20 protein-coding genes are annotated in these 21,429 nt (G+C 38.7%); 8 read left to right on the forward strand and 12 right to left on the reverse strand.

Going from position 1 to position 21,429, the window contains the following annotated elements:
- The first annotated feature begins 5 nt into the window (after positions 1–5).
- The 5 genes from VL047_RS00125 (at position 6) to VL047_RS00145 (ending at position 3,926) form a co-directional block, all read left to right on the forward strand.
- Positions 6–392, forward strand: a complete 387-nt coding sequence (locus VL047_RS00125; protein ID WP_325357261.1) for a response regulator — start codon at positions 6–8, stop codon at positions 390–392.
- A complete protein-coding gene (locus VL047_RS00130; RefSeq protein WP_414635294.1) occupies positions 370–1,200 on the forward strand; it encodes a CheR family methyltransferase in 831 nt (276 codons plus the stop codon). Before VL047_RS00125 ends, VL047_RS00130 begins: the two co-directional genes overlap by 23 nt.
- On the forward strand, positions 1,169–1,765 hold the full coding sequence (locus VL047_RS00135; protein WP_325357265.1) for a chemotaxis protein CheB: 597 nt from the start codon (positions 1,169–1,171) through the stop codon (positions 1,763–1,765). The genes VL047_RS00130 and VL047_RS00135 overlap by 32 nt, the downstream gene beginning before the upstream one ends.
- Positions 1,766–1,885: 120 nt before the next feature.
- A complete protein-coding gene (locus VL047_RS00140) occupies positions 1,886–2,857 on the forward strand; it encodes a polyprenyl synthetase family protein (RefSeq protein WP_325357267.1) in 972 nt (323 codons plus the stop codon).
- A 4-nt stretch (positions 2,858–2,861) separates the two neighbouring features.
- Positions 2,862–3,926: a TerC family protein gene (locus VL047_RS00145; protein ID WP_325357269.1), complete on the forward strand. Its 1,065-nt coding sequence runs from the start codon at positions 2,862–2,864 to the stop codon at positions 3,924–3,926.
- 25 nt (positions 3,927–3,951) lie between these two features.
- Here VL047_RS00145 and VL047_RS00150 read toward each other — a convergent pair whose 3' ends face one another.
- The 3 genes from VL047_RS00150 to recJ are packed head-to-tail and all read right to left on the reverse strand — an operon-like array spanning position 3,952 to position 7,947.
- Positions 3,952–5,469 carry a GH3 auxin-responsive promoter family protein gene (locus VL047_RS00150; RefSeq protein WP_325357271.1) on the reverse strand — a complete coding sequence of 506 codons (1,518 nt, stop codon included), beginning with the start codon at positions 5,467–5,469 and terminating at the stop codon, positions 3,952–3,954.
- A gap of 9 nt (positions 5,470–5,478) precedes the next feature.
- Positions 5,479–6,213 carry an LPS export ABC transporter ATP-binding protein gene (gene lptB, locus VL047_RS00155; RefSeq protein ID WP_325357273.1) on the reverse strand — a complete coding sequence of 245 codons (735 nt, stop codon included), beginning with the start codon at positions 6,211–6,213 and terminating at the stop codon, positions 5,479–5,481.
- A 9-nt stretch (positions 6,214–6,222) separates the two neighbouring features.
- Complete coding sequence (recJ, locus tag VL047_RS00160) at positions 6,223–7,947, reverse strand: single-stranded-DNA-specific exonuclease RecJ (protein ID WP_325357275.1); 1,725 nt, start codon at positions 7,945–7,947, stop codon at positions 6,223–6,225.
- A 71-nt stretch (positions 7,948–8,018) separates the two neighbouring features.
- On the opposite strand from recJ, the gene VL047_RS00165 reads away from it, so the two are divergent.
- Positions 8,019–8,786 carry an MBL fold metallo-hydrolase gene (locus VL047_RS00165; RefSeq protein ID WP_325357277.1) on the forward strand — a complete coding sequence of 256 codons (768 nt, stop codon included), beginning with the start codon at positions 8,019–8,021 and terminating at the stop codon, positions 8,784–8,786.
- A gap of 19 nt (positions 8,787–8,805) precedes the next feature.
- Here VL047_RS00165 and VL047_RS00170 read toward each other — a convergent pair whose 3' ends face one another.
- Positions 8,806–9,213 (reverse strand): OsmC family protein, encoded by a 408-nt coding sequence (locus VL047_RS00170; protein WP_325357279.1) that lies wholly within the window; start codon positions 9,211–9,213, stop codon positions 8,806–8,808.
- Between the two features lie 88 nt (positions 9,214–9,301).
- Here VL047_RS00170 and lipA point away from each other — a divergent pair, with 88 nt between their 5' ends.
- Positions 9,302–10,183, forward strand: a complete 882-nt coding sequence (gene lipA / locus VL047_RS00175; RefSeq protein WP_325357281.1) for a lipoyl synthase — start codon at positions 9,302–9,304, stop codon at positions 10,181–10,183.
- 18 nt (positions 10,184–10,201) lie between these two features.
- On the opposite strand, the gene VL047_RS00180 is transcribed toward lipA, so the two are convergent.
- Complete coding sequence (locus VL047_RS00180) at positions 10,202–10,612, reverse strand: DoxX family protein (protein WP_325357283.1); 411 nt, start codon at positions 10,610–10,612, stop codon at positions 10,202–10,204.
- A 1-nt stretch (position 10,613) separates the two neighbouring features.
- The gene (locus tag VL047_RS00185) at positions 10,614–11,510 is read right to left on the reverse strand and encodes an LD-carboxypeptidase (RefSeq protein ID WP_325357285.1); all 897 of its coding nucleotides are present in this window, start codon (positions 11,508–11,510) and stop codon (positions 10,614–10,616) included.
- Positions 11,511–11,616: 106 nt separating this feature from the next.
- Here VL047_RS00185 and metG point away from each other — a divergent pair, with 106 nt between their 5' ends.
- Complete coding sequence (gene metG, locus VL047_RS00190; protein WP_325357287.1) at positions 11,617–13,686, forward strand: methionine--tRNA ligase; 2,070 nt, start codon at positions 11,617–11,619, stop codon at positions 13,684–13,686.
- Between the two features lie 389 nt (positions 13,687–14,075).
- On the opposite strand, the gene frr is transcribed toward metG, so the two are convergent.
- The 6 genes from frr to VL047_RS00220 all read right to left on the reverse strand — a co-directional run bounded on the left by frr (position 14,076) and on the right by VL047_RS00220 (position 21,203).
- On the reverse strand, positions 14,076–14,639 hold the full coding sequence (frr, locus tag VL047_RS00195) for a ribosome recycling factor (protein ID WP_325357289.1): 564 nt from the start codon (positions 14,637–14,639) through the stop codon (positions 14,076–14,078).
- A 45-nt stretch (positions 14,640–14,684) separates the two neighbouring features.
- The gene (gene pyrH / locus VL047_RS00200; RefSeq protein WP_325357291.1) at positions 14,685–15,389 is read right to left on the reverse strand and encodes a UMP kinase; all 705 of its coding nucleotides are present in this window, start codon (positions 15,387–15,389) and stop codon (positions 14,685–14,687) included.
- 169 nt (positions 15,390–15,558) lie between these two features.
- Positions 15,559–16,548, reverse strand: coding sequence for an aspartate-semialdehyde dehydrogenase (locus VL047_RS00205; RefSeq protein ID WP_325357293.1), 990 nt, complete (start codon positions 16,546–16,548; stop codon positions 15,559–15,561).
- A 122-nt stretch (positions 16,549–16,670) separates the two neighbouring features.
- The gene (locus VL047_RS00210) at positions 16,671–18,209 is read right to left on the reverse strand and encodes a YifB family Mg chelatase-like AAA ATPase (RefSeq protein ID WP_325357295.1); all 1,539 of its coding nucleotides are present in this window, start codon (positions 18,207–18,209) and stop codon (positions 16,671–16,673) included.
- A gap of 104 nt (positions 18,210–18,313) precedes the next feature.
- Positions 18,314–19,654 (reverse strand): signal recognition particle protein, encoded by a 1,341-nt coding sequence (gene ffh, locus VL047_RS00215; RefSeq protein ID WP_325357297.1) that lies wholly within the window; start codon positions 19,652–19,654, stop codon positions 18,314–18,316.
- 253 nt (positions 19,655–19,907) lie between these two features.
- Positions 19,908–21,203 carry a sugar MFS transporter gene (locus VL047_RS00220; protein ID WP_325357299.1) on the reverse strand — a complete coding sequence of 432 codons (1,296 nt, stop codon included), beginning with the start codon at positions 21,201–21,203 and terminating at the stop codon, positions 19,908–19,910.
- Between the last annotated feature and the right edge of the window lie 226 nt (positions 21,204–21,429).

Raw genomic sequence — 21,429 nt, forward strand, 5'->3', positions numbered from 1 at the left:
TATCTATGAAAACACAAATTTTAGTCGTTGATGATGACTCAAAAAACACTTTTGCTTTACGTGCTGTACTTCAGTCAAGAGGTTTTAATTGCATATCCGCACATTCCGCGCAAGAGGGCATCAATCACTTACTGGAGAACAAAGAAATTGGCATAGTTTTGATGGATATGATGATGCCGGATATGGATGGATATGAAGCAATAGGCAAAATCAAACAAAAGAAAGCCTTAAAAAACATCCCTATTATAGCAGTAACGGCTCAGGCAATGTCTGGCGACAAAGAAAAGTGTCTACATGCTGGGGCATCGGACTATCTTCCCAAACCGGTAGATATAGATCTGCTAATAAACAAGATTAACCAGTATTTGGATAATGGAAGTACAAATAGTTAGAGATGAGGATATAGAGGGTTTATTAATAGACTTACACCGAGCGCATGGTTATGATTTTTCAGATTATAGCCGTGCATCTATGAAGAGGAGGTTGATTAGGCTTATAACCATTGATAGGTTTCCAAGCTTTGCAGAATTACACTATCGTTTGATTAACGATAGCTTTTACCTAAGGCGATTCCTAGAAGAAATTACAGTAAACGTTACAGAGATGTTTCGCGATCCTGAGTTCTTTAAATATCTAAGACAGCATATTATTCCAACCTTAGGCACCTATCCTTTCATTAGAATATGGGTCGCGGGATGCGCCTCCGGTGAAGAGGCATATTCAATTGCGATTTTACTAAAAGAAGCCAATCTGCTACACAAGAGTTTGATTTATGCTACCGACTTAAATCCAAGAGTGCTGGAAAAAGCAAAATCGGGGATTTTTAGTTTAAGATCAATTAAACAATATTCTGAAAACTACCTCTCCAGTGGTGGCTATCAAGACTTTTCATCTTACTACTCTGCGAAATATGATGTTGTTATATTCAATGAAACACTTCGAAAGAAGATAGTTTTCTCAACTCATAACCTCGTTTCCGACTCCTCTTTCAACAGCTTTCAATTAGTTTTATGTAGAAATGTACTAATTTACTTTAACACGCATCTACAAGGTCGGGTGTTTGACCTGATAGATAAAAGTTTGGATAATCTGGGATACCTGGCGATGGGAACGAAAGAAACCCTTCGCTTTGCCAGCATTTCTCCTAAATACAAACAAGTGGATCCGAATGAAAAGATATGGAGGAAACATGATAGCTGATCTAATTACAATTGGGGGCTCAGCTGGAAGCTTACAGGTTATTCTCGAAATCCTTCCCAAGCTAAGATCCGACCTATCTGTATCAATTATTGTTGTCTTTCACAGAAAGTCTGCTCCTAATTCAGAAATGCTGATTAATTTATTAGCTCTAAAAACTACACTTACCATAAAAGAAGCAGAAGATAAAGAGAAGATAAAGCCAGGTGTAGTATACATTGCACCAGCGGACTATCATTTATTTATAGAAAAGGATCATTCCCTTTCCCTAGATGCCTCAGAGAAAGTTAACTTCTCAAGACCCAGCATTGATCTTACTTTTATAACAGCTGCAGATGTCTATCAGAACCGTATGGTTGGAGTTCTTCTATCAGGAGCAAACTCAGATGGAATACGCGGGTTAGAAGCCATACAATCTCAAGGAGGCTACTGCATTGCCCAAGATCCACTCAGCTCACAGGTTCCTTATATGCCTGCAAAAGCAATTTCTAAAAAGGTCGTTGATACGATTGCAACGCCTTCAGAAATTGCACTCTTCATCAACAACTGTAAAACAACATTCCAATAGGAATCTGTTTTTATCTTAGATAATCATGAGCGTATACATACTTGTTAAATTAATAGATCAACAAATTCTTAAAATTCGTTATGTTTGTGCTGAAAATTTTCAAGCATTACCACGCACTCCATGTTGACACTCGGTGAAATAAGAAAACCCATTGCTGAACAACTTGATCTATTTGAAGGCAAGTTCAGACAGTCCATGCAGAGCTCAGTACCTCTTTTAGATCGTATAACTCATTATATCGTCAAAAGAAAGGGCAAGCAAATCAGACCCATGTTTGTCTTTTTTGCTGCAGGAAATTGCGGTCTTATTAACGATGCAACACACCGTGGCGCAGCACTGGTTGAATTATTACATACAGCAACGCTGGTTCACGACGACGTAGTCGATAATTCCAATGAACGAAGAGGGTTTTTCTCTGTTAATGCGCTTTGGAAAAATAAAGTTGCTGTACTTGTAGGCGACTTCTTATTGTCAAAAGGGTTAACGCTATCCATCCGAAACAATGATTTCAAGCTTCTTAAGATAATTTCTGAAGCAATGGAACAAATGATTGAGGGCGAACTATTGCAAATGGAAAAAGCAAGGCGTCTTGATATTGACGAAGCGGTCTACTTTGAAGTTATTCGTAAAAAAACAGCCTCTCTAATTGCTTCTTGTTGCGCATGCGGAGCCGCATCCGTAACAACAGACGAAGAAGTTATTCAACGAATGGGTCAACTGGGAGAAAAAATTGGCATTGCCTTTCAGATCAAAGATGATTTATTTGATTTTGGAATCGATGATATCGGAAAACCTTTAGGGAATGATATCAAAGAGAAAAAACTAACATTGCCCTTAATCTATGCACTAAAACAAACTAAGAAAGCCGAAAAGCGTTATTTCATTAATTTGGTAAAAAATCATAGTGAAGATTCCAAAAAGGTGAAAGAGGTAATCGACTTCGTAAAGTCCAGTGGTGGCCTGCAATATGCCCACGAGAAAATGCTGGAATATCAGGAAGAAGCCTTTAAAATATTAAACACTTTCCCTGAAAGTGAATACCGGACAGGACTTCAACAATTAGTACAATTTACAACAGAGCGCAAAAAATAAAAAAATGGATTCTTCTTTTCTAACGCATGAACTACTTTTCTTTGGTGGATTTTTAATTTTTATCGCCCTAATGCTTGCAATTGACTTAGGTCTCTTCAATAAAAAAAATGAAGCTATCAGCTTTAAAGCTGCGGCAATAATGAGCACCATTTGGGTAAGTTTCGCACTTATCTTTTATGTTATACTCCGTATTTGGGGAAACGAGTTACATAACGTTCAAGATTTTGAAACTCTTGTTGCTGTCACAGAAAGGCATATGCACAGCATTCAATTAATTCCGAATGATCTTGCAGCAAGTATACAGATATATAATAATAACCTCGCTCTCGAGTACCTAACCGGCTATGTAGTAGAATACGCACTCTCAGTAGATAATATCTTTGTTATGGTATTAATATTCAGCTCCTTTGGTGTTGATCCTAAACATTATCACCGCGTACTAGTTTGGGGAATATTAGGCGCTTTGATATTCCGTTTTATCTTTATTTTCTTAGGAGCCGCATTAATTAGCCGATTCGATTGGATTCTTTACATCTTTGGTATCTTCTTAGTTTATACAGGGATCATGATGTTTATCAAAAGAAATGAAGAAGAAACCCTTGATCCGCAAGAGAATAAAATAGTGCGCTTCGCATCTAAATACTTCTCCGTAACGCCCAATTTCATTGGAGACCATTTCTTTCATCACGTAGATGGGAAAAGGTTCATCACACCATTATTTCTTGTACTATTGATGATCGAATCAACCGATATCATATTTGCAGTAGATTCTATTCCGGCTATCTTTTCAGTAACACAAGATCCCTACATTGTATTCTTCTCTAATATTTTTGCTATACTCGGATTGAGATCAATGTTCTTCCTTTTGGTTAATGTAATCCATAAGTTCCATTACTTAAAAGCCGGATTGGCTTTCCTATTGGTATTTATCGGAGCAAAAATGCTATTACATACACCCTTAGAAAGCATTGGCTTTACAACCTCACACTCGCTAATTGTGATTGTTACGATATTGTTCGGGAGCATTATTTTATCACTCATTTTCCCTAAAAAGGAACCGACAAAATAACCCTTACAAAGAAAATAAAGAGCTATTAGGAGGACTCTGAGATCATTGTTAAGAGGTCATCCAGAAAAATGCGATCATTAGACAAGCGTGGGACTTTGTTCTGTCCGCCAAGCTTTCCACGCTTTTTCATCCAGTCATAGAAAGTGCCTTCTTTAGCAATATGAATGATCGGAGCTTTCAGTGCTAAGTTACTAACTCGTTTTGCATCATAGTCCGAGTTAACCTGCCTTAAGACCTGATCCAACACTTCAAAGAAATGTTGGGCATTCTCTGGCTGCTTTTCAAATTCTATAATCCATTCATGTGCACCGGCCTCTTTATCCTTGAAATAAACCGGTCCGGCTGTATAATCCTTAACGATTGCACCTGTTGCCTTACTGGCAGCACGAATTGCATCTTCCGCATTATCTACAATAAGCTCTTCACCAAAAGTATTGATGTATTGTTTGGTCCTTCCACTTACCTGAATACGATACGGAGACAGAGAGGTAAACTTCACAGTATCCCCTATCATATACCGCCATAAACCAGCATTAGTAGAAATAATAATAGCATAGTTTTTACCGATCTCCACCTCGCTTAAGTTCTTCGTTTTAGGATGCTCATCCAATAAGTTCTCCATCGGGAGAAACTCAAAATAGATACCATAATCCAACATCAGAAGCATCTCATCCGAATCAGGAAGGTCCTGAATAGCGAAATAACCTTCCGAAGCATTATAGTTTTCCATATAATACATATTTTCAGAAGGTATCAATTGCTCAAATTGTGCGCGATAGGGTTTAAAACTCACTCCGCCATGAAAGTAGAATTCTAAATTGGGCCATACTTCCAGAAGATTAGACTTTCCTGAAATTTCGAGGATACGCTTCGCCAGTACAATATTCCAAGTAGGGACACCCGAAAGGCTGGTAATATTTTCATTCAATGCTAAATGAGCTATTCTTTCTATCTTCTCCTCAAAGTTAGGATTCAAGGTTAATTCAATATCGGGGAAACGATGATATTCAGCCCAAAATGGAAGATTCTGGACAATGATAGCTGATAGGTCGCCCGAGGAAGTTTTCCCAATTTCATTAATCTGATGACTTCCTCCCAATACCAAGCCCTTTCCTTCAAAAACAGCATTATCTGGGCGGTTCTGACAGTAAATGCTCAATAAGTCTTTCCCTCCTGTATAATGGCAATCTTCCAATGCCTCCTCACTAACAGGGATAAACTTACTTCTATCAGCAGTTGTGCCTGACGACTTAGCAAACCATTTAATAGGAGAAGGCCAGAGTATATTTTGCTCTCCCTTTAACATTCTTTCTATATAAGGCTTTAAGCTATCATAGGTCTGAATAGGTACACGCTCTTTAAATACTTCGGAATTACAGATGGACTCATAGTCATATTTCTTACCCCACTCTGTGGCCTGGGCAGCAGATATTAAATCGTGGAGCCACTCTTCCTGAACCTCATTTGGATATTTTTTAAACAGCTCAATCTGATGCATGCGCTTCTTCATTATCCATTTCAGAATCGAATTAACAATCGCCATAGTTGTCCGCTAACGTTTTTTAATTTTTAATTCAAAATGCTGACCCAGATAATACGTTCTTGCCATCTCATTCACGGCTATCTCCTGAGGAGTACCCGTTAGCATAATCCGTCCCTCTGTTAATAAATAAGCCCGGTCAGTAATGGATAAAGTTTCCTGAACGTTGTGATCTGTTATTAAAATACCAATATTACGATGCTTCAATTTATAAACAATGGTTTGAATCTCATCCACTGCAATCGGATCTACCCCTGCAAAAGGCTCATCCAGTAAGATAAAATTCGGATTGGCAGCCAAGGCACGTGCAATCTCCGTACGTCTCCTCTCACCACCAGAAAGCAGGTCTCCGCGATTCTTACGAACTTTATTTAAGCTAAATTCACTGATAAGCTCTTCTAGCTTTGCCATACGTTCCTCTTTGTCTTTATAGTGAATTTCAAGTACAGCCAGAATATTATCCTCTACAGAAAGCTTCCTGAATACAGACGCCTCTTGAGCCAAATAACCAATGCCCTTTTGAGCTCTCCGATACATGGCATCGCCGGTAATATCCTCATCTCCTAAAAATACACGGCCTAAAGTTGGTTTTACTAGACCCACGATCATGTAGAAGGAAGTTGTTTTTCCTGCCCCATTAGGCCCCAATAAACCCACAATTTCTCCTTGCTCAACCTGAAATGAAACATCATCTACAACCTTACGCTGCTTATATTTCTTTACTAAATTTTCTGCTCTTAGAATCATATTATCCCGCTAATTTACCGATTCAGTTGAATATTCAGCCATTTTAATTCCCTTAATATTTAATTGAATCTCTCTTCTATCCCTCCACACATTCTCTTCGATTGAATAACAGATATCAAATGGTAAACCATCGCTAACAAGAGAATACATTTCTGCCAAGCCAAAGCCAATACATTCAAAAGCAGAAGAAGCGCCTTGAACTACCCGCATCTTTAAATGCCCCTTCCCTACAATACTTGCATAACCTACCAAATTTACTCCTTTACTCAAAAACAAAGGAGACTCATTTTGTGGTCCAAAAGGTGCAAAACGTTTCAATATCCGGAAAAATTTACCACCTATCTCTTTCAATTCCAAAACTTCATGAATCAATAATTCCGGAGTCAATAACTGCATCGGAATATTGGCAGATACTATTTCTTCAAAACGAGTCTGAAATGCACTTACGTTCTCTTCCAACATAGATAAGCCTGCTGCATACTTATGTCCTCCAAATTGCTCAAAAAGCTCACTGCATTGATTCAGTGCTTCATACAGATCATATCCTAATACAGATCTTGCTGAGCCAGCCACCATTCCGTTAGAACGGGTCAATACCACGGTAGGTCTATAATATTTCTCGGTTAAGCGGGATGCAACAATTCCAATCACGCCCTTATGCCAATCTTGCTTATAAACAACCGTAGTTTTCCTTTGTCTAAACTCTTCACTTTCATCAATCATAGCAAGAGCTTCTTCCGTAATCTGACTATCAAAGTCTTTGCGCTGACTGTTCTGTATATCAATCTGTTCACTAAATTGCCTGGCTTCCTCCGCACTTCTTGAAACTAAGAGAAAAACAGCATCACGTGCATGCTTAATTCTACCTGCAGCATTAATCCGGGGACCAATCTGGAAAACAAGATCGCGCACAGAAAAAACTTCTTTATTTCGTGACAGGGCAATTAAAGCTTCCAATCCCACACAGGGATTGGAATTAAATTTTTTAAGACCATAATGAGTAAGAACCCTGTTTTCACCTACTATCGGAACAATATCTGAAGCAATACTAACCGCAACCAAGTCCAGATAACAATAAACCTTTTCATCTGAAATCGAATTCCTTTGAGAGAAAGCCTGAATTAGCTTAAAGCCTATTCCGGCTCCCGATAGCTCCTTAAAAGGATAATTACAATCAATCCGTTTCGGATCTAAAACAGCTGCTGCATCCGGTAATGTATCACTTGGATTATGATGATCGGCAATGATAAAATCAATCTGTTTTGAATGAGCATAAGACACCTTATCCATTGATTTTATACCGCAATCTAATGCAATAATAAGAGAAAAACCATGTTCATGGGCATAATCAACTCCTGCAGTAGAAATCCCATAACCTTCCGCATAGCGATCAGGTATATAAAAATCTATACGATTATAAAATTCTCTGAAAAAACTATAAACCAGTGCAACCGCCGTAGTACCATCTACATCGTAATCGCCATAAATTAATATCTTTTCGTTGTTTTCAAGAGCCTTCTCAATTCGTAATATGGCTTTATCCATATCTTTCATTAAAAAGGGATCGTGAAGATGATTGAGTTCAGGACAAAAGAAATGCTCGGCATCCTGGTAACTATGAATTTCTCTCTTCGTTAATAAACGTGCTAAAACCCTACTGATACCTAAAGATTTACAGAGCTCCTCAACCTTTTCAGGATAAAGCAGAGCCTGTTCTACCCATCTTTTTTGCATATATTTGTAATACAATTTTGGTAAATATACGTCATGTGAGTCGTATTAGCAACGAATCAAAACACACTCTTATGCAAGCTTTCTCATTACATGAAGGATATTATTCGGTAGGAACAGATAAAAAATTCATCCCCTTTGATCCAAAAACAGATGATAAAAAGGATCGCAAAGGTTCCCTTTTTATTCATGTACAACCCTTCCTTGTTCAACATCATAACGATCTTATTGTAATTGATACTGGTTTGGGCCAACATCGCAATGGAGAACTTTTAATCCATTCCAATATTCAAAAGGAAGGCTTTGATCCGTCAGATGTTAACCTTGTTCTCATGTCACACCTCCACCAGGATCATTCTTCAGGAATGGTTTTTGAAAAGGATGGGAAACTCGAAGTTACATTCCCCAATGCAGAATATATTATTCAACGCCAAGAATGGGAAGAAGCATACAGCGGAAACTCTTCGTCTTACCGAACAGAAATATTTGATGTTCTACAGCGTAGCGGACAAATTCAATTTGTAGAAGGCAGCGGACAGTTAAACGACTATATCCGCTACGAACTTAGTGGCGGCCATACCAAAGCTCACCAGGTCTTTCATATTGAAGGAGATGACCAAGCCATCTTCTATGGAGGTGATGAATGGCCCGAGCCCGAGCAAGCTTTGCGTCAGTTTATGGCAAAATATGATTACGATGGTCGCAAAGCCATGGAGCTGAGAGAACAATATGTAAACGAAGCATCCAAAAATAATTGGAAATGCCTGTTCTATCATGCCAACAACGCGTCAATAGCTACAGTAGCCAAGCAAGATGAAAGCTTTAAAATAATTCCGGCCTAAGAAATAAGCCCCTTAAGAATTACCAGTTAAACTGGATATCCTTTTCTATATCCGGATCCAGACTATAATATACCGGACAAGTTACAGCTGCTTTTTCCAAAATGGCTTTTTCTTTATCACTATAGTTTTTCCCTGCAGGAAATGTAAATGAAACATCCAACCTAACGATCCGACGAGGATCTGTGCCCATAACTTTGGTAGTTTCCAGTTTCGTTCCCTCTATTTCTATCCCATGTGTATTTGCAGCAATACCCATCAATGTTAACATACAACTGCCCAATGCAGTTGCCACCAAATCGGAAGGCGAAAAAGCTTCACCTTTACCCTGATTATCAACCGGTGCATCGGTAATTATTGAATTTCCTGACTTCAAATGGGTCGCTCTTGTGCGTAATCCTCCTAAATATTCATTTCGTATCGTAGCCATAATATAATAATGATGTAATAATTGTGATAAAAAGTTCACTAGGTCTATCTACCCCTCTAAATTACAATATTATCTTTACTTTTGTAGTATGATTGAACTTCCAGTTATTTCGGCAAACCAATTGCAACGCAAACCCGATTGGCTACGTGTTAAATTACCTGTGGGAAAAGAATATCGCCATGTGCGTAGTTTGGTTGATACCCACAAACTACATACGATCTGTGAGAGTGGGAACTGTCCGAATATGGGTGAGTGCTGGGGAGCAGGAACAGCTACCTTTATGATTTTGGGAAATATTTGTACACGCTCATGCTCCTTTTGCGCGGTAGCTACCGGTAGACCGAAGGCTGTTGATTTAGAAGAGCCGAACCGTGTTGCTGAATCGGTACGTCTCATGGAAGTAAAACATTGTGTAATTACATCGGTGGATCGTGATGATCTGAAAGACGGAGGATCAACCATCTGGGCAGAAACGATCAATGCTATCCGCCGCGAAAGCCCGGGTACGACATTAGAAACTTTAATACCTGACTTCCGAGGGATCTGGGAAAACCTGGAGCGCGTATTAGCCGTTAGGCCAGAGGTAGTTTCACATAATCTTGAAACGGTACGCCGATTAACTCGCGAAGTACGAATTCAAGCTAAGTACGATCGTAGTTTAGAATGCTTAAGACGTATTTCTGAAGCCGGATTGCGTACAAAATCAGGCATTATGCTTGGTTTCGGCGAAACAGAAGAAGATGTTGTTGAAGCAATGAACGACCTATATAACGTTGGCGTTCATGTATTAACACTAGGTCAATACCTACAACCAAGCAAAAACCATCATCCGGTAGTTGAGTGGATTACTCCTGAACAATTTAAACGCTACCAAGAAATCGGATTAGAAATCGGATTCAAATATGTAGAGAGTGGACCATTAGTACGCTCGTCATATCATGCAGAAAAACACTTATTTGATATGCAATAATCCGGATAAGCGATAATTTTATCGCTTATCCAAACTATATTTACCCGGACCGACAAACATCAACCCAAAGAAAACAACAGCCATCTCAAATGCACGGGAAGCGGTTGCCATTCCATCGCCGGCAGAAAGATGATAGATGCCTGCCATGATCATCGTAAATAGCAAGAAAATACATGTAGGACGATAGAACAACCCTAACAACAAAAACAAACCACCAAGACCCTCAGCAAGTGCTGCCATAAACCCCCAGAAAGTCGGAAAGAAGTGGATATTAATATTGCTCATCGCAGAACCTACCCCAGCCCACATTTCAGGTCCGCCTGCCAGTTTAGGGAAACCATGGATAGTTATAAAAAACAATCCTAAACCAATACGCATTAACAGCAATCCAAGATCTTTGTACTTTCCAAATGATGATAATAAAGCCATACTATAAATAATTTAATGTAACTGATTTTTCTTGAATCCGCAAAGCTACCCTTTTCCCTAAAACTAATGTCTTATTATTGTCAATATGACCTGCAGGAAAATCAGTCGCTACCGGATAGCCGTACTCTTCAACCAAGCCAATAACCATCTCAGGTACAGAGAAACCAAAGCTCGGTTCCCGATCTTTAAGTGCCGTAAAAGCTCCAACTATCAACCCTTTTAAGTCTTTTAACTTTCCTGCGCGCTTCAACATCCGCAGCATCCTGTCAATAGAATAATAGTACTCACCCACATCTTCTATAAAGAGAATCTTACCCGTATAATCCACTTCAGAGATCGACCCCGAGATACTTAATAAGACAGCCAAATTCCCTCCGGTTAATATACCCTCTCCATAGCCATTCTTATTTTCATACCTGCTAGTATATTGATAGGAAAGCTCCTCACCAAAAAGAGCCTTTCGCAAAGTTTCTAGCGAAGTTTTAGTTGCATCAGGTATTGTAAGCGGCATTTGTCCATGTACCGTTGCAATTCCAAATAAAGCTTGAATATGGCTATGCAATACGGTAATATCGCTAAATCCTATAACCCATTTTGGATTACCTGCAAAGGTTGAAAAGTCGATTTGATCAATAATCCGCACGGTTCCATAGCCTCCACGAGCAGCAAAAACAGCTTTGATAGAACTATCATCAAGCATATTCTGCAAATCAAGTGTACGCAATTCATCATCTCCGGCAAACTGATGAAAGAAGGAATTAACCGATTTACCAACAAACACCTCCAATCCCCATGTTTCTAATAACTTTATTGCATCGCTCAAACCTCCCGGAATGTTTCCTGCGGGAGCAACGATCCCTATTTTATCTCTTTTTTTTAAAAATGGAGGCACTTTCATACGATTATCGGTTTTAGAAACGACAAATTGAATTATCTTTGCATAATTAACAAATATCGCACAATTTCCTTATTGCGATATTGCAAAATAACAAAACACCAAGAGATTGAAAGCGCAAGAAACAAAAAGATTTACGATAACATCCGCTTTGCCTTATGCAAACGGCCCCCTTCATATCGGACATTTAGCAGGAGCTTATATTCCATCTGATATATTTGCACGCTTTCAACGACTTAAAAAACACGATGTTTTGCATGTTTGCGGATCAGACGAACATGGCGCAGCGATTACCATTAAAGCCAAAAAAGAAGGTAGCACTCCTCAACAAATCGTTGATAAGTATCATCTTCAGATCATGGAAAGCTTTAAAGAATTTGGAATTGCTTTCGATATCTATCATCGTACCTCTGCACAAATCCACCATGAACTTTCACAAGAATTTTTCCTAAACCTTTATAACAAAGGAGAATTTATTGAGAAGACATCAGAACAATACTACGACGAAGATTTTAATCAGTTCCTAGCTGATAGATATATTGTAGGGACTTGCCCTAATTGTCACAGCGAAGGTGCCTATGGCGACCAATGTGAAAAATGCGGCACTTCCTTAAATCCAACCGATCTAATTAATCCCATCTCTACTTTAAGCGGGAAAGCTCCTGTTTTAAGAGAAACTAAACATTGGTACTTACCTCTTGATAAATATCAAGATTTCTTAGAGAAGTGGCTAATTGAAGGTAAGAAAGATATTTTAAAATCGAATGTATTCGGCCAATGTAGTTCTTGGTTAAAGTCGGGTTTACAAGCTCGTTCAATGACTCGGGATCTAGACTGGGGAGTAGATGTTCCACTAAAAGAAGCCGAAGGTAAAAAGCTTTATGTTTGGCTCGATGCTCCTATCGGTTATATCTCTGCTTCCAAACAGTGGGCGCTTGACACTAATAACGATTGGGAAAAGTACTGGAAAATACAAGCGGATCCGAAAGATAATGCACATTTAATTCACTTTATTGGAAAAGACAACATTGTTTTTCATTGCATCATCTTTCCGGCGATTTTAAAAGCCCATGGCGATTATATCTTGCCTGAAAACATTCCGGCGAATGAATTTTTGAACCTAGAAGGTGACAAACTTTCAACATCCAGGAACCACGCCGTATGGCTGCATGAATACTTAAACGAGTTCCCTCAAAGACAAGATGAATTACGCTATGTACTGACTTCTATTTTACCCGAAACATCGGATAGTGAATTCACCTGGAAAGATTTCCAAGCGCGTATAAACAACGAGCTGGTTGCTATTTTCGGTAATTTCATTAACCGCGTTATGGTACTTTCTCATATGTATTTTGACGGAAAGGTAATGGAGGCTTCCGCACTTACTGAAAACGACCGCAGTGTATTGGAGGAACTTACCCACTATCCTGAGAAAATAGAAAAATCAATAAACGACTACCGTTTCCGCGAAGCATTGTCGCATTTCATTAACGTTGCCCGCTTAGGAAATAAATACCTCGCTGAAGAAGAACCTTGGAAGATTATAAAAACTGACGAGGAACGTGTCAAAACCGTTTTAAACGTAAGTCTGCAGATAGCTTCTAATTTAGCTACGCTGGCATTGCCATTCTTACCGTTTACTGCCGAGAAGCTCTTCACCATGTTAAACCAACCTCAAAAGGATTGGGAACAAGCTGGAAAAGCTAACTTATTACAGCCAGGCCATCAACTAGGGGAAGTACAATTACTTTTCGAAAAGATTACTGATGAACAAGTACAATTCCAACTGGATAAACTTGCTCAGGCAAAAATTGATAATCAACCAGCAAAAAGTGAAGTAAGTCCGGTGAAATCCAACATCAGCTTTGATGACTTTTCAGCAATGGATATCCGCACAGGAAAGATCATTGCAGCAGAGAAGGTTGCTAAAACCAAGAAATTGCTAAAATTAACCATCGATACCGGAATTGATGAACGTACAGTCGTATCAGGAATTGCAGAATTCTACCAACCCGACGAAATCATCGGAAAGCAAGTATCCATCTTGGTGAACCTCGAGCCTCGTGCTATTAAAGGAATCCAATCGCAAGGAATGATTCTAATGGCTGAAGACAGCAATGGAAAATTAAGCTTCGTTGCTCCACTTGATGATATCAACCCGGGTAGCACCATCCGATAAATTCTATTATTCAACTTATTTTTTAACCGCAATAAGCGGCATGGAATTGCTCTGTTCTTTTTTTACAACATAGCTTATGGCCCTGCGTGTTTTATCCGAATCTCTTTAAATTCTCGATTTACTCAAACAGGGGTCAAACAGGGATCAAACAGGGACCAAACAGGGGTAAGACTCGCAAATTACCCCTGCTTGAACCCTGTTTGCTCCTTGTCTTGTCCCTTAATAGTTCATGTAGAGCTAATGCAAGTCTATACTCAATTAGATTGAATTTTACTGGCGCTAATAATTACAAAACTCCTTGAAAAGAGAATAAATCAGGAATTATTCAAACAAAAAAGAGGATGCTCTTTCGAACATCCTCTTTTTTGTCAATAGAATTAATTTATTATTTATACCGTCATGATATCTTGCTCTTTCAATTCGGCAAGCTTATCAACTTTAGCAATATATTTATCCGTTAATTTTTGAACTTCTGCTTCTCCATCTTTTATTTCATCTTCAGAAGCTCCATCATTTTTTAATTTCCTTAATTGCTCATTTCCATCTTTACGAAGATTTCTAACAGCAATACGTCCTTTTTCTGCTTCATCTTTCACTTTCTTAACTAAATCTCTTCTACGTTCTTCAGTTAAAGCCGGAATTAATAAACGGATAACATTACCATCATTTTGAGGATTAAGACCGATGTTTGAATCTATAATTGCCTTTTCAATCGTTTGAAGAAGATTCTTCTCCCAAGGTTGTATAACAAGTGTGCGTGCATCGGGTGTATTGATGGTAGCAACTTGCGACAAAGGAGATGCGGCTCCATAATAATCAATATATATACCATCAAGCATAGATGGCATTGCTTTTCCAGCACGTATCTTAGTTAGTTCATTGTCTGCGAAAGACACGGCCTTTTCCATACTTTCAGCCGTATCGTCCAGTTGTAATTTTATGAGGTCGTTCATGGGTATCTAATTTAAAATCAAAAATAGTATTTTTTCCAAGAAGTATTATCTCACCAAGGTTCCAATAGTTTCTCCTTGTACCAACTTTAAGAAATTCCCTTCTTTATTCATATCAAAAACAATAATTGGTAGGTTATTCTCATGGCAAAGAGTAAAAGCGGTCATATCCATTACACTTAAACCCCGGTCATATATATCTTGAAAACTTAATTCTTCAAAACGAGTGGCTGTTGCATCTTTTAGAGGATCTGCAGTATAGATACCATCAACACGAGTTCCTTTTAAAACAACGTCGGCATTGATTTCAATTGCACGTAAAGATGCTGCTGTATCGGTTGTAAAATAAGGGTTACCAGTACCCGCACCGAAAATAACCACACGGCCTTTCTCTAAATGACGAACCGCTCTTCTACGAATAAAAGGCTCGCAAATCTGCTCCATTTTAATGGCGGTCAGCAAGCGGGTCTTTAATTCTACTTTCTCTAAGGCATCTTGTAAAGCCATGGAGTTAATAACTGTTGCTAGCATTCCCATATAGTCTGCCTGCACCCTATCCATTCCAGACTTTTCAGCACTTAAACCGCGATAAATATTTCCACCGCCAATAACAATGGCAATCTCAACGCCTTCATTGTGCACATTTTTAATCTCACGAGCATATTGGGCTACCCGATCTATATCAATTCCATAATTTTTCTCACCCATCAGGGCTTCTCCACTAAGTTTTAATAAGATGCGTTTGTATTTCATTGTGTTTTCCGAATGTTGAAGAAGTATTACTATTCAGGCGTCAAAGGTAAGCCATTTTTTTAAATACCTCGGCTGTCTTTACAATTACACAGCTAATTATTTACGATTATCTTTTAAAACAAAAAAAGAGGCACTATAAACAGTGCCTCTCCATAATTATCGAATTCTATTAAACTAATTTATTCTCTACCAGGTATTCAGCAACCTGTACAGCATTGGTTGCTGCACCTTTACGTAAGTTATCAGCGACTACCCATAAGTTCAAAGTATTGTCTTGAGTTTCATCGCGACGGATTCTACCAACAAAAACTTCGTCTTTCTCATGTGCATCCAATGGCATTGGGTACTTCTGATTTGCAGGATCATCAACTACAACCACTCCTGATTGTTGCGAAAGGATACTGCGTACTTCGTTTAAATCGAAATCATTCTCAAACTCAATGTTGATAGACTCTGAGTGACCTCCCATTACAGGAATACGTACCGTAGTAGCAGTTACACGGATAGCATCATCACCCATAATCTTATTGGTTTCCTGAATCATCTTCATTTCCTCCTTAGTATATCCGTTCTCTACAAACACATCGATTTGAGGTATTACGTTCAAATCGATTTTGTATGGATATGCTTTTTCTCCTTCTATACCTGCACGCTCATCATTTAATTGTGAAACGGCTTTAACACCTGTACCGGTAACCGACTGATAGGTAGAAACAACGACTCTTTTAATTTTATATTTATCATGCAAAGGCTTTAATACTACTACCATTTGAATGGTAGAGCAATTTGGATTTGCGATAATACGATCGTCTGCAGTTAATACCGAAGCATTAACTTCAGGGACGATTAGTTTTTTTGAAGGATCCATACGCCACGCAGAAGAATTATCAACTACAATGGTTCCTGTCTCTGCAAATTTAGGGGCAAATTCTGTTGAAGTTGAGCCTCCAGCTGAGAATAGAGCGATTTCCGGTTTTAATGCAATTGCTTCATCTACAGTGACTACCTTATACTTATTCCCCTTGAAACTAATTTCCTTACCCTTACTTCTTTCTGAAGCAACGGGAATCAATTCAGTAACCGGGAAGTTTCGTTCCTCTAGTACTCTTAAAATCATAGATCCAACCAGACCTGTAGCACCAACAACTGCAACTTTCATTTTTTTAAATTTTACTTTAATTAATTATTAATATTTATATCAAAAGGTATATAAAACACGCGAAAGTACAAAAATATTGCCTATTTATAGCGAGGCTCTAAAATATTTACAACATTCAAACATTAACCCGCCCAGCTCTCACGATCCAGCGAACGGTATTGGATGGCTTCTGCCAGATGCTCATTCTCAATATCTTTGCTTCCTTCTAAATCAGCAATGGTTCTGGAGACTTTTAATATCCGATTATAAGCGCGAGCCGATAATCCGAGTCTTTCCATTGCCGACTTAAGCAAAGCTTGTCCGGATGCTGAAACCTGGCAGATTTCGCGAACCATCCGATCTTCCATTTGTGCATTACAATGCACTTCCTGGTGAGCTATAAAACGATCTGATTGCTTTTCACGTGCTTCAATTACCCGCTCTCTTACAGTTGCACTATTCTCAGATTGTCCGCTTAAGCTTAGTTCATTAAAATCTACCGGCGTAACTTCTATGTGTAGATCGATACGATCTAATAAAGGGCCGGAAATCTTACTAAGATATTTTTGAACAATGCCAGGCGAACAAATGCAATCTTTCTCAGGATGGTTATAATAGCCGCACGGACAAGGATTCATGGAAGCAATCAACATAAAGCTAGCGGGATAGTCGACCGTTAATCGTGCTCTTGAAATGGTAATTTTTCGTTCTTCCAAAGGTTGCCGCATAACTTCCAGAACTGATCGCTTAAACTCGGGCATTTCATCTAGAAACAATACTCCATGATGTGCCAACGATATCTCACCCGGCTGAGGGTTAGCTCCTCCGCCAACCAGAGCAACATCGCTAATGGTGTGATGAGGAGAACGAAACGGTCGGACGGTCATTAAGGATTCTGTTGCAGCTAACCTGCCGGCTACTGAATGAATTTTAGTAGTTTCGAGAGACTCATGCAAGTTCAAAGGTGGGAGGATTGTCGGCAAACGCTTCGCCAACATGGTTTTTCCAGATCCAGGAGGACCGATTAATATAACGTTATGACCACCTGCGGCAGCTATTTCTAAAGCTCTTTTAATATTAGCCTGACCGCTAACATCGGAGAAATCGCTTTCGTAGTTATTAATATTCTTCTGAAACTCTTTCCTTGGATCTACATAAGTCTCCTCAAGGGGCATTTTACCATCAATAAACGAGATTACTTCTGCAATATTTTCAACACCATACACCTGAAGATCACTAACAATAGCAGCTTCCCGTGCATTGTCTTCTGGCAGAATAAGTCCTTTAAAACCATCTTGTTTTGCTTGAATGGCTATTGGCAAGGCTCCTTTAATGGGTTGGATTCCTCCGTCCAGAGAAAGTTCACCAAGTATTAAAAAATCATTGAGTTTTTCTGTCTGTAGTTGACCGGAAGCCCCTAAAATTGCAAGTGCTATGGCAAGATCATAGGCCGATCCTTCTTTTCGAATATCCGCAGGGGCTAAGTTAACTACGATTTTTTGTCGGGGCATTCGAAAACCCGCAGACTGTATAGCACTTTCTATCCGTTGAAGACTTTCCTTGATGGCACTATCGGGTAAACCAACAATATAATATTTGGTACCCGAAGTAACTTTTACCTCAACCGTAACGGTTATTGATTCAATGCCATAAACAGAGCTAGCATAGGTTTTAACAAGCATACAAACGTTTTTCCCTAATATAGAGAAGAAAACATAGATAAGCGAAACCTACTGCAAGAGACGCAGTTAATTAGTACTTTATAGCAATAATTGAAAATTGTATATTATTTACCGAATGGCATTTTTGGCATATTCTTCATCAATTTGGCTGCAGCTGCTGGATTGGAGAATTGCTTCATCACCTTTTTCATATCGTTAAACTGCTTCATCAACTTATTGACTTCCTGCAGATTAGTTCCTGATCCATCGGCAATTCTTTGGCGTCGAGGCTGACCAATAATATCAGGGTTTTCACGCTCATAAGGTGTCATAGATTGAATAATAGCTTCAATGGGTTTAAAAGCATCATCTTCGATCTCTACATCTTTCAAGGCCTTTCCAACACCGGGAATCATACCCATCAGGTCTTTCATATTACCCATCTTCTTAATCTGCTGAATCTGGCTTTGAAAGTCATTAAAATCAAACTTATTCTTTCTGATTTTCTTTTGAAGCTCGGCAGCCTCCTTCTCATCAAATTGTTGTTGTGCTCTTTCAACCAATGATATTACGTCACCCATCCCCAGAATACGGGATGCCATACGATCTGGATAGAAAACATCAAGAGCTTCCATCTTCTCACCAGTACCGATGAACTTGATCGGTTTATTTACAACTGATTTAATAGATAAAGCCGCACCACCACGAGTATCACCATCTAATTTCGTTAATACAACTCCTGTATAATCAAGTCGATCGTTAAAAGCTTTAGCCGTATTAACTGCATCCTGACCAGTCATTGAGTCAACTACAAATAAGATTTCCTGTGGTTTTGTTGCTTCCCTAACAGCAGATATCTCATTCATTAAGGCCTCGTCAATAGCTAAACGACCAGCAGTATCAATAATAACTACATTATTTCCATTGCGTTTTGCTTCAGCGATACCTTCCATAGCGATAGCAACCGGATCCTTAGACTCAAGGTTAGCATACACCGGAACACCAACTTGTTCCCCTAAAATCTGAAGTTGATCAACGGCAGCCGGACGATAAACATCGCCTGCCACTAACAATGGTTTTTTATTCTTTTTATCTTTTAGATAATTAGCTAACTTTCCAGAAAAAGTTGTTTTACCGGCACCATTCAATCCAGCAATCAGAATCACAGTAGGGTTACCTTTCAGCTCAAGTTCAGTAACCGTTCCACCCATCAATGAGGCAAGCTCATCATTCATGATTTTGGTTAATAATTGACCCGGAGAAACGCTGGTTAATACATTTTGCCCCAACGCTTTTTCCCGAACTTCATCAGTAAAAGTTTTAGCCGTCTTATAGTTAACATCGGCATCTAGCAATGCTTTACGGATTTCCTTAACGGTTTCCGCAACGTTAATCTCTGAAATACTTCCCTGGCCCTTTAAAACCTTAAACGCTCTATCTAACTTATCCTGTAAATTCTCAAACATACCCTTAATGTGTCTTTAATTATTGCTCTTCAGCTAAATGTTATTAGATTATTATTTCGATCTGCAAACACATTGCAAACAACGGGTGCAATTTACAAATATTTGATAGCATTTATAAAAAGTAAATAGCAATTGCTGGGCTGTTTTTTAAGATAATTGAAACCCCCTTAAATTCACTCTATTGGATTTTTAATTATTATTAGAATGAAAGCAGCAGATTGCCTAGAGAGCCTCATTTCCTAAGGCCTTTTCGCTAAAACTTAATTTCAGAGCTTTTTCTACCTAAATTATGGCCTGCAATAGCGTAGTACAGGATAACGATATAACAAGGAACTGCGATCCAATAAGCTTGTTGTGGATTCCAGTAATCAGCTAATGCACCGTATAATAATGGAATAACAGCTCCCCCTGCAATACCCATCACAAGAAGAGATGATGCAGACTTTGTAAAACGCCCTAAACCAGCTAATGCCAAAGGCCAAATAGAAGGCCACATTAAGGAGTTAGCTAAGCCTAAGAGAGAAATAAAGGCTAGAGAAACATATCCTGAAGTAAAAATTGCCGATAGGGAGAAAACCAAACCTAAGATTGCACTTACTCGTAATGCATTCTCTTGTTTAATATATCTAGGAATGGTGGTAATACCAATGATATACCCCACAACCATAGAAACCATGGTTCCTGTTGCAAAAAATTTAGCAGTTGATAAAGGGATTCCTTGAGAAGAGCCATAGCTAATGATCGTATCTCCAGCAATTACTTCTACACCTACGTATAAAAACAAAGTAATTACTCCTAAAATAACATGAGGAAATTGGAAAACACTGGTTTTGCCGGTATTAGACGAAGCAATTGCTTCATCTTCTTCATCCGTATCGATTTCTGGCAAACCTGATTTATAAACCCAGAAAGCTAAAATTAGTAAAACGACAATAATACCAATATAAGGTGTGATTACGCGATGAGCCATTTGATCTAAAGCCAAGTTTCTAGCTTCTAAACTCATACCAGCTATCTCTGAACGTAAAGCATCTGCTTTATCAAGATGTAAGAATAAACCCAGAATCAGAGGAGCGGCCGCTCCGGCAAGTTTATTGCAAATTCCCATAATACTGATTCGCTTTGCAGCACTGGCTGCTGGTCCGGCAATCGTGATATAAGGGTTTGAAGCAGTTTGAAGAATGGCAGATCCACTCCCCATTACAAATAAACCCAGTAAAAATATCTCGTAGGTACGGGTTAATGCTGCAGGAATAAACAACAAAGCTCCGACTGTCATTATTATTAAGGCGACCGACATTCCATTCTTAAAGCCGAACAAACCTAATATTTTCGTCGAGACTGGAGCCATTACCAAACAAGCGACATAAAACGCAAAAACAACAAAGTAAGATTGGAACTTTGTCAGCTCGCAAGCAATTTCAAGATATGGAATTAAAAGTGAATTTAACCAGGTTACAAAACCCAGCAAAAAGAATAAAGCACCAATGATAACAATAGGGCTTACGCCTTTCTGAGGTAGCTGACCAGGTGAATTTACTTGAGCCATTAGAAATTATTTTTTAGGTGAATGGAGGTTAATGCTATTTAAGATATACCATAAATAGCAATACAAGACTAATGAAATTATTTTGTAATTAAAAGAAAAAGAAACATACAATTGATTGCAAAAAAAGAGACGCTCTGATATCTCATCAGAGCGTCTCACCTAAACCTATCTATAAAGATTTCCGTCTATATATAGATAATAGTTTAACAAATGGCGATTCTATTAG

It is taken from the genome of Albibacterium sp., assembly GCF_035514885.1.
Lineage (GTDB): Bacteria > Bacteroidota > Bacteroidia > Sphingobacteriales > Sphingobacteriaceae > Albibacterium.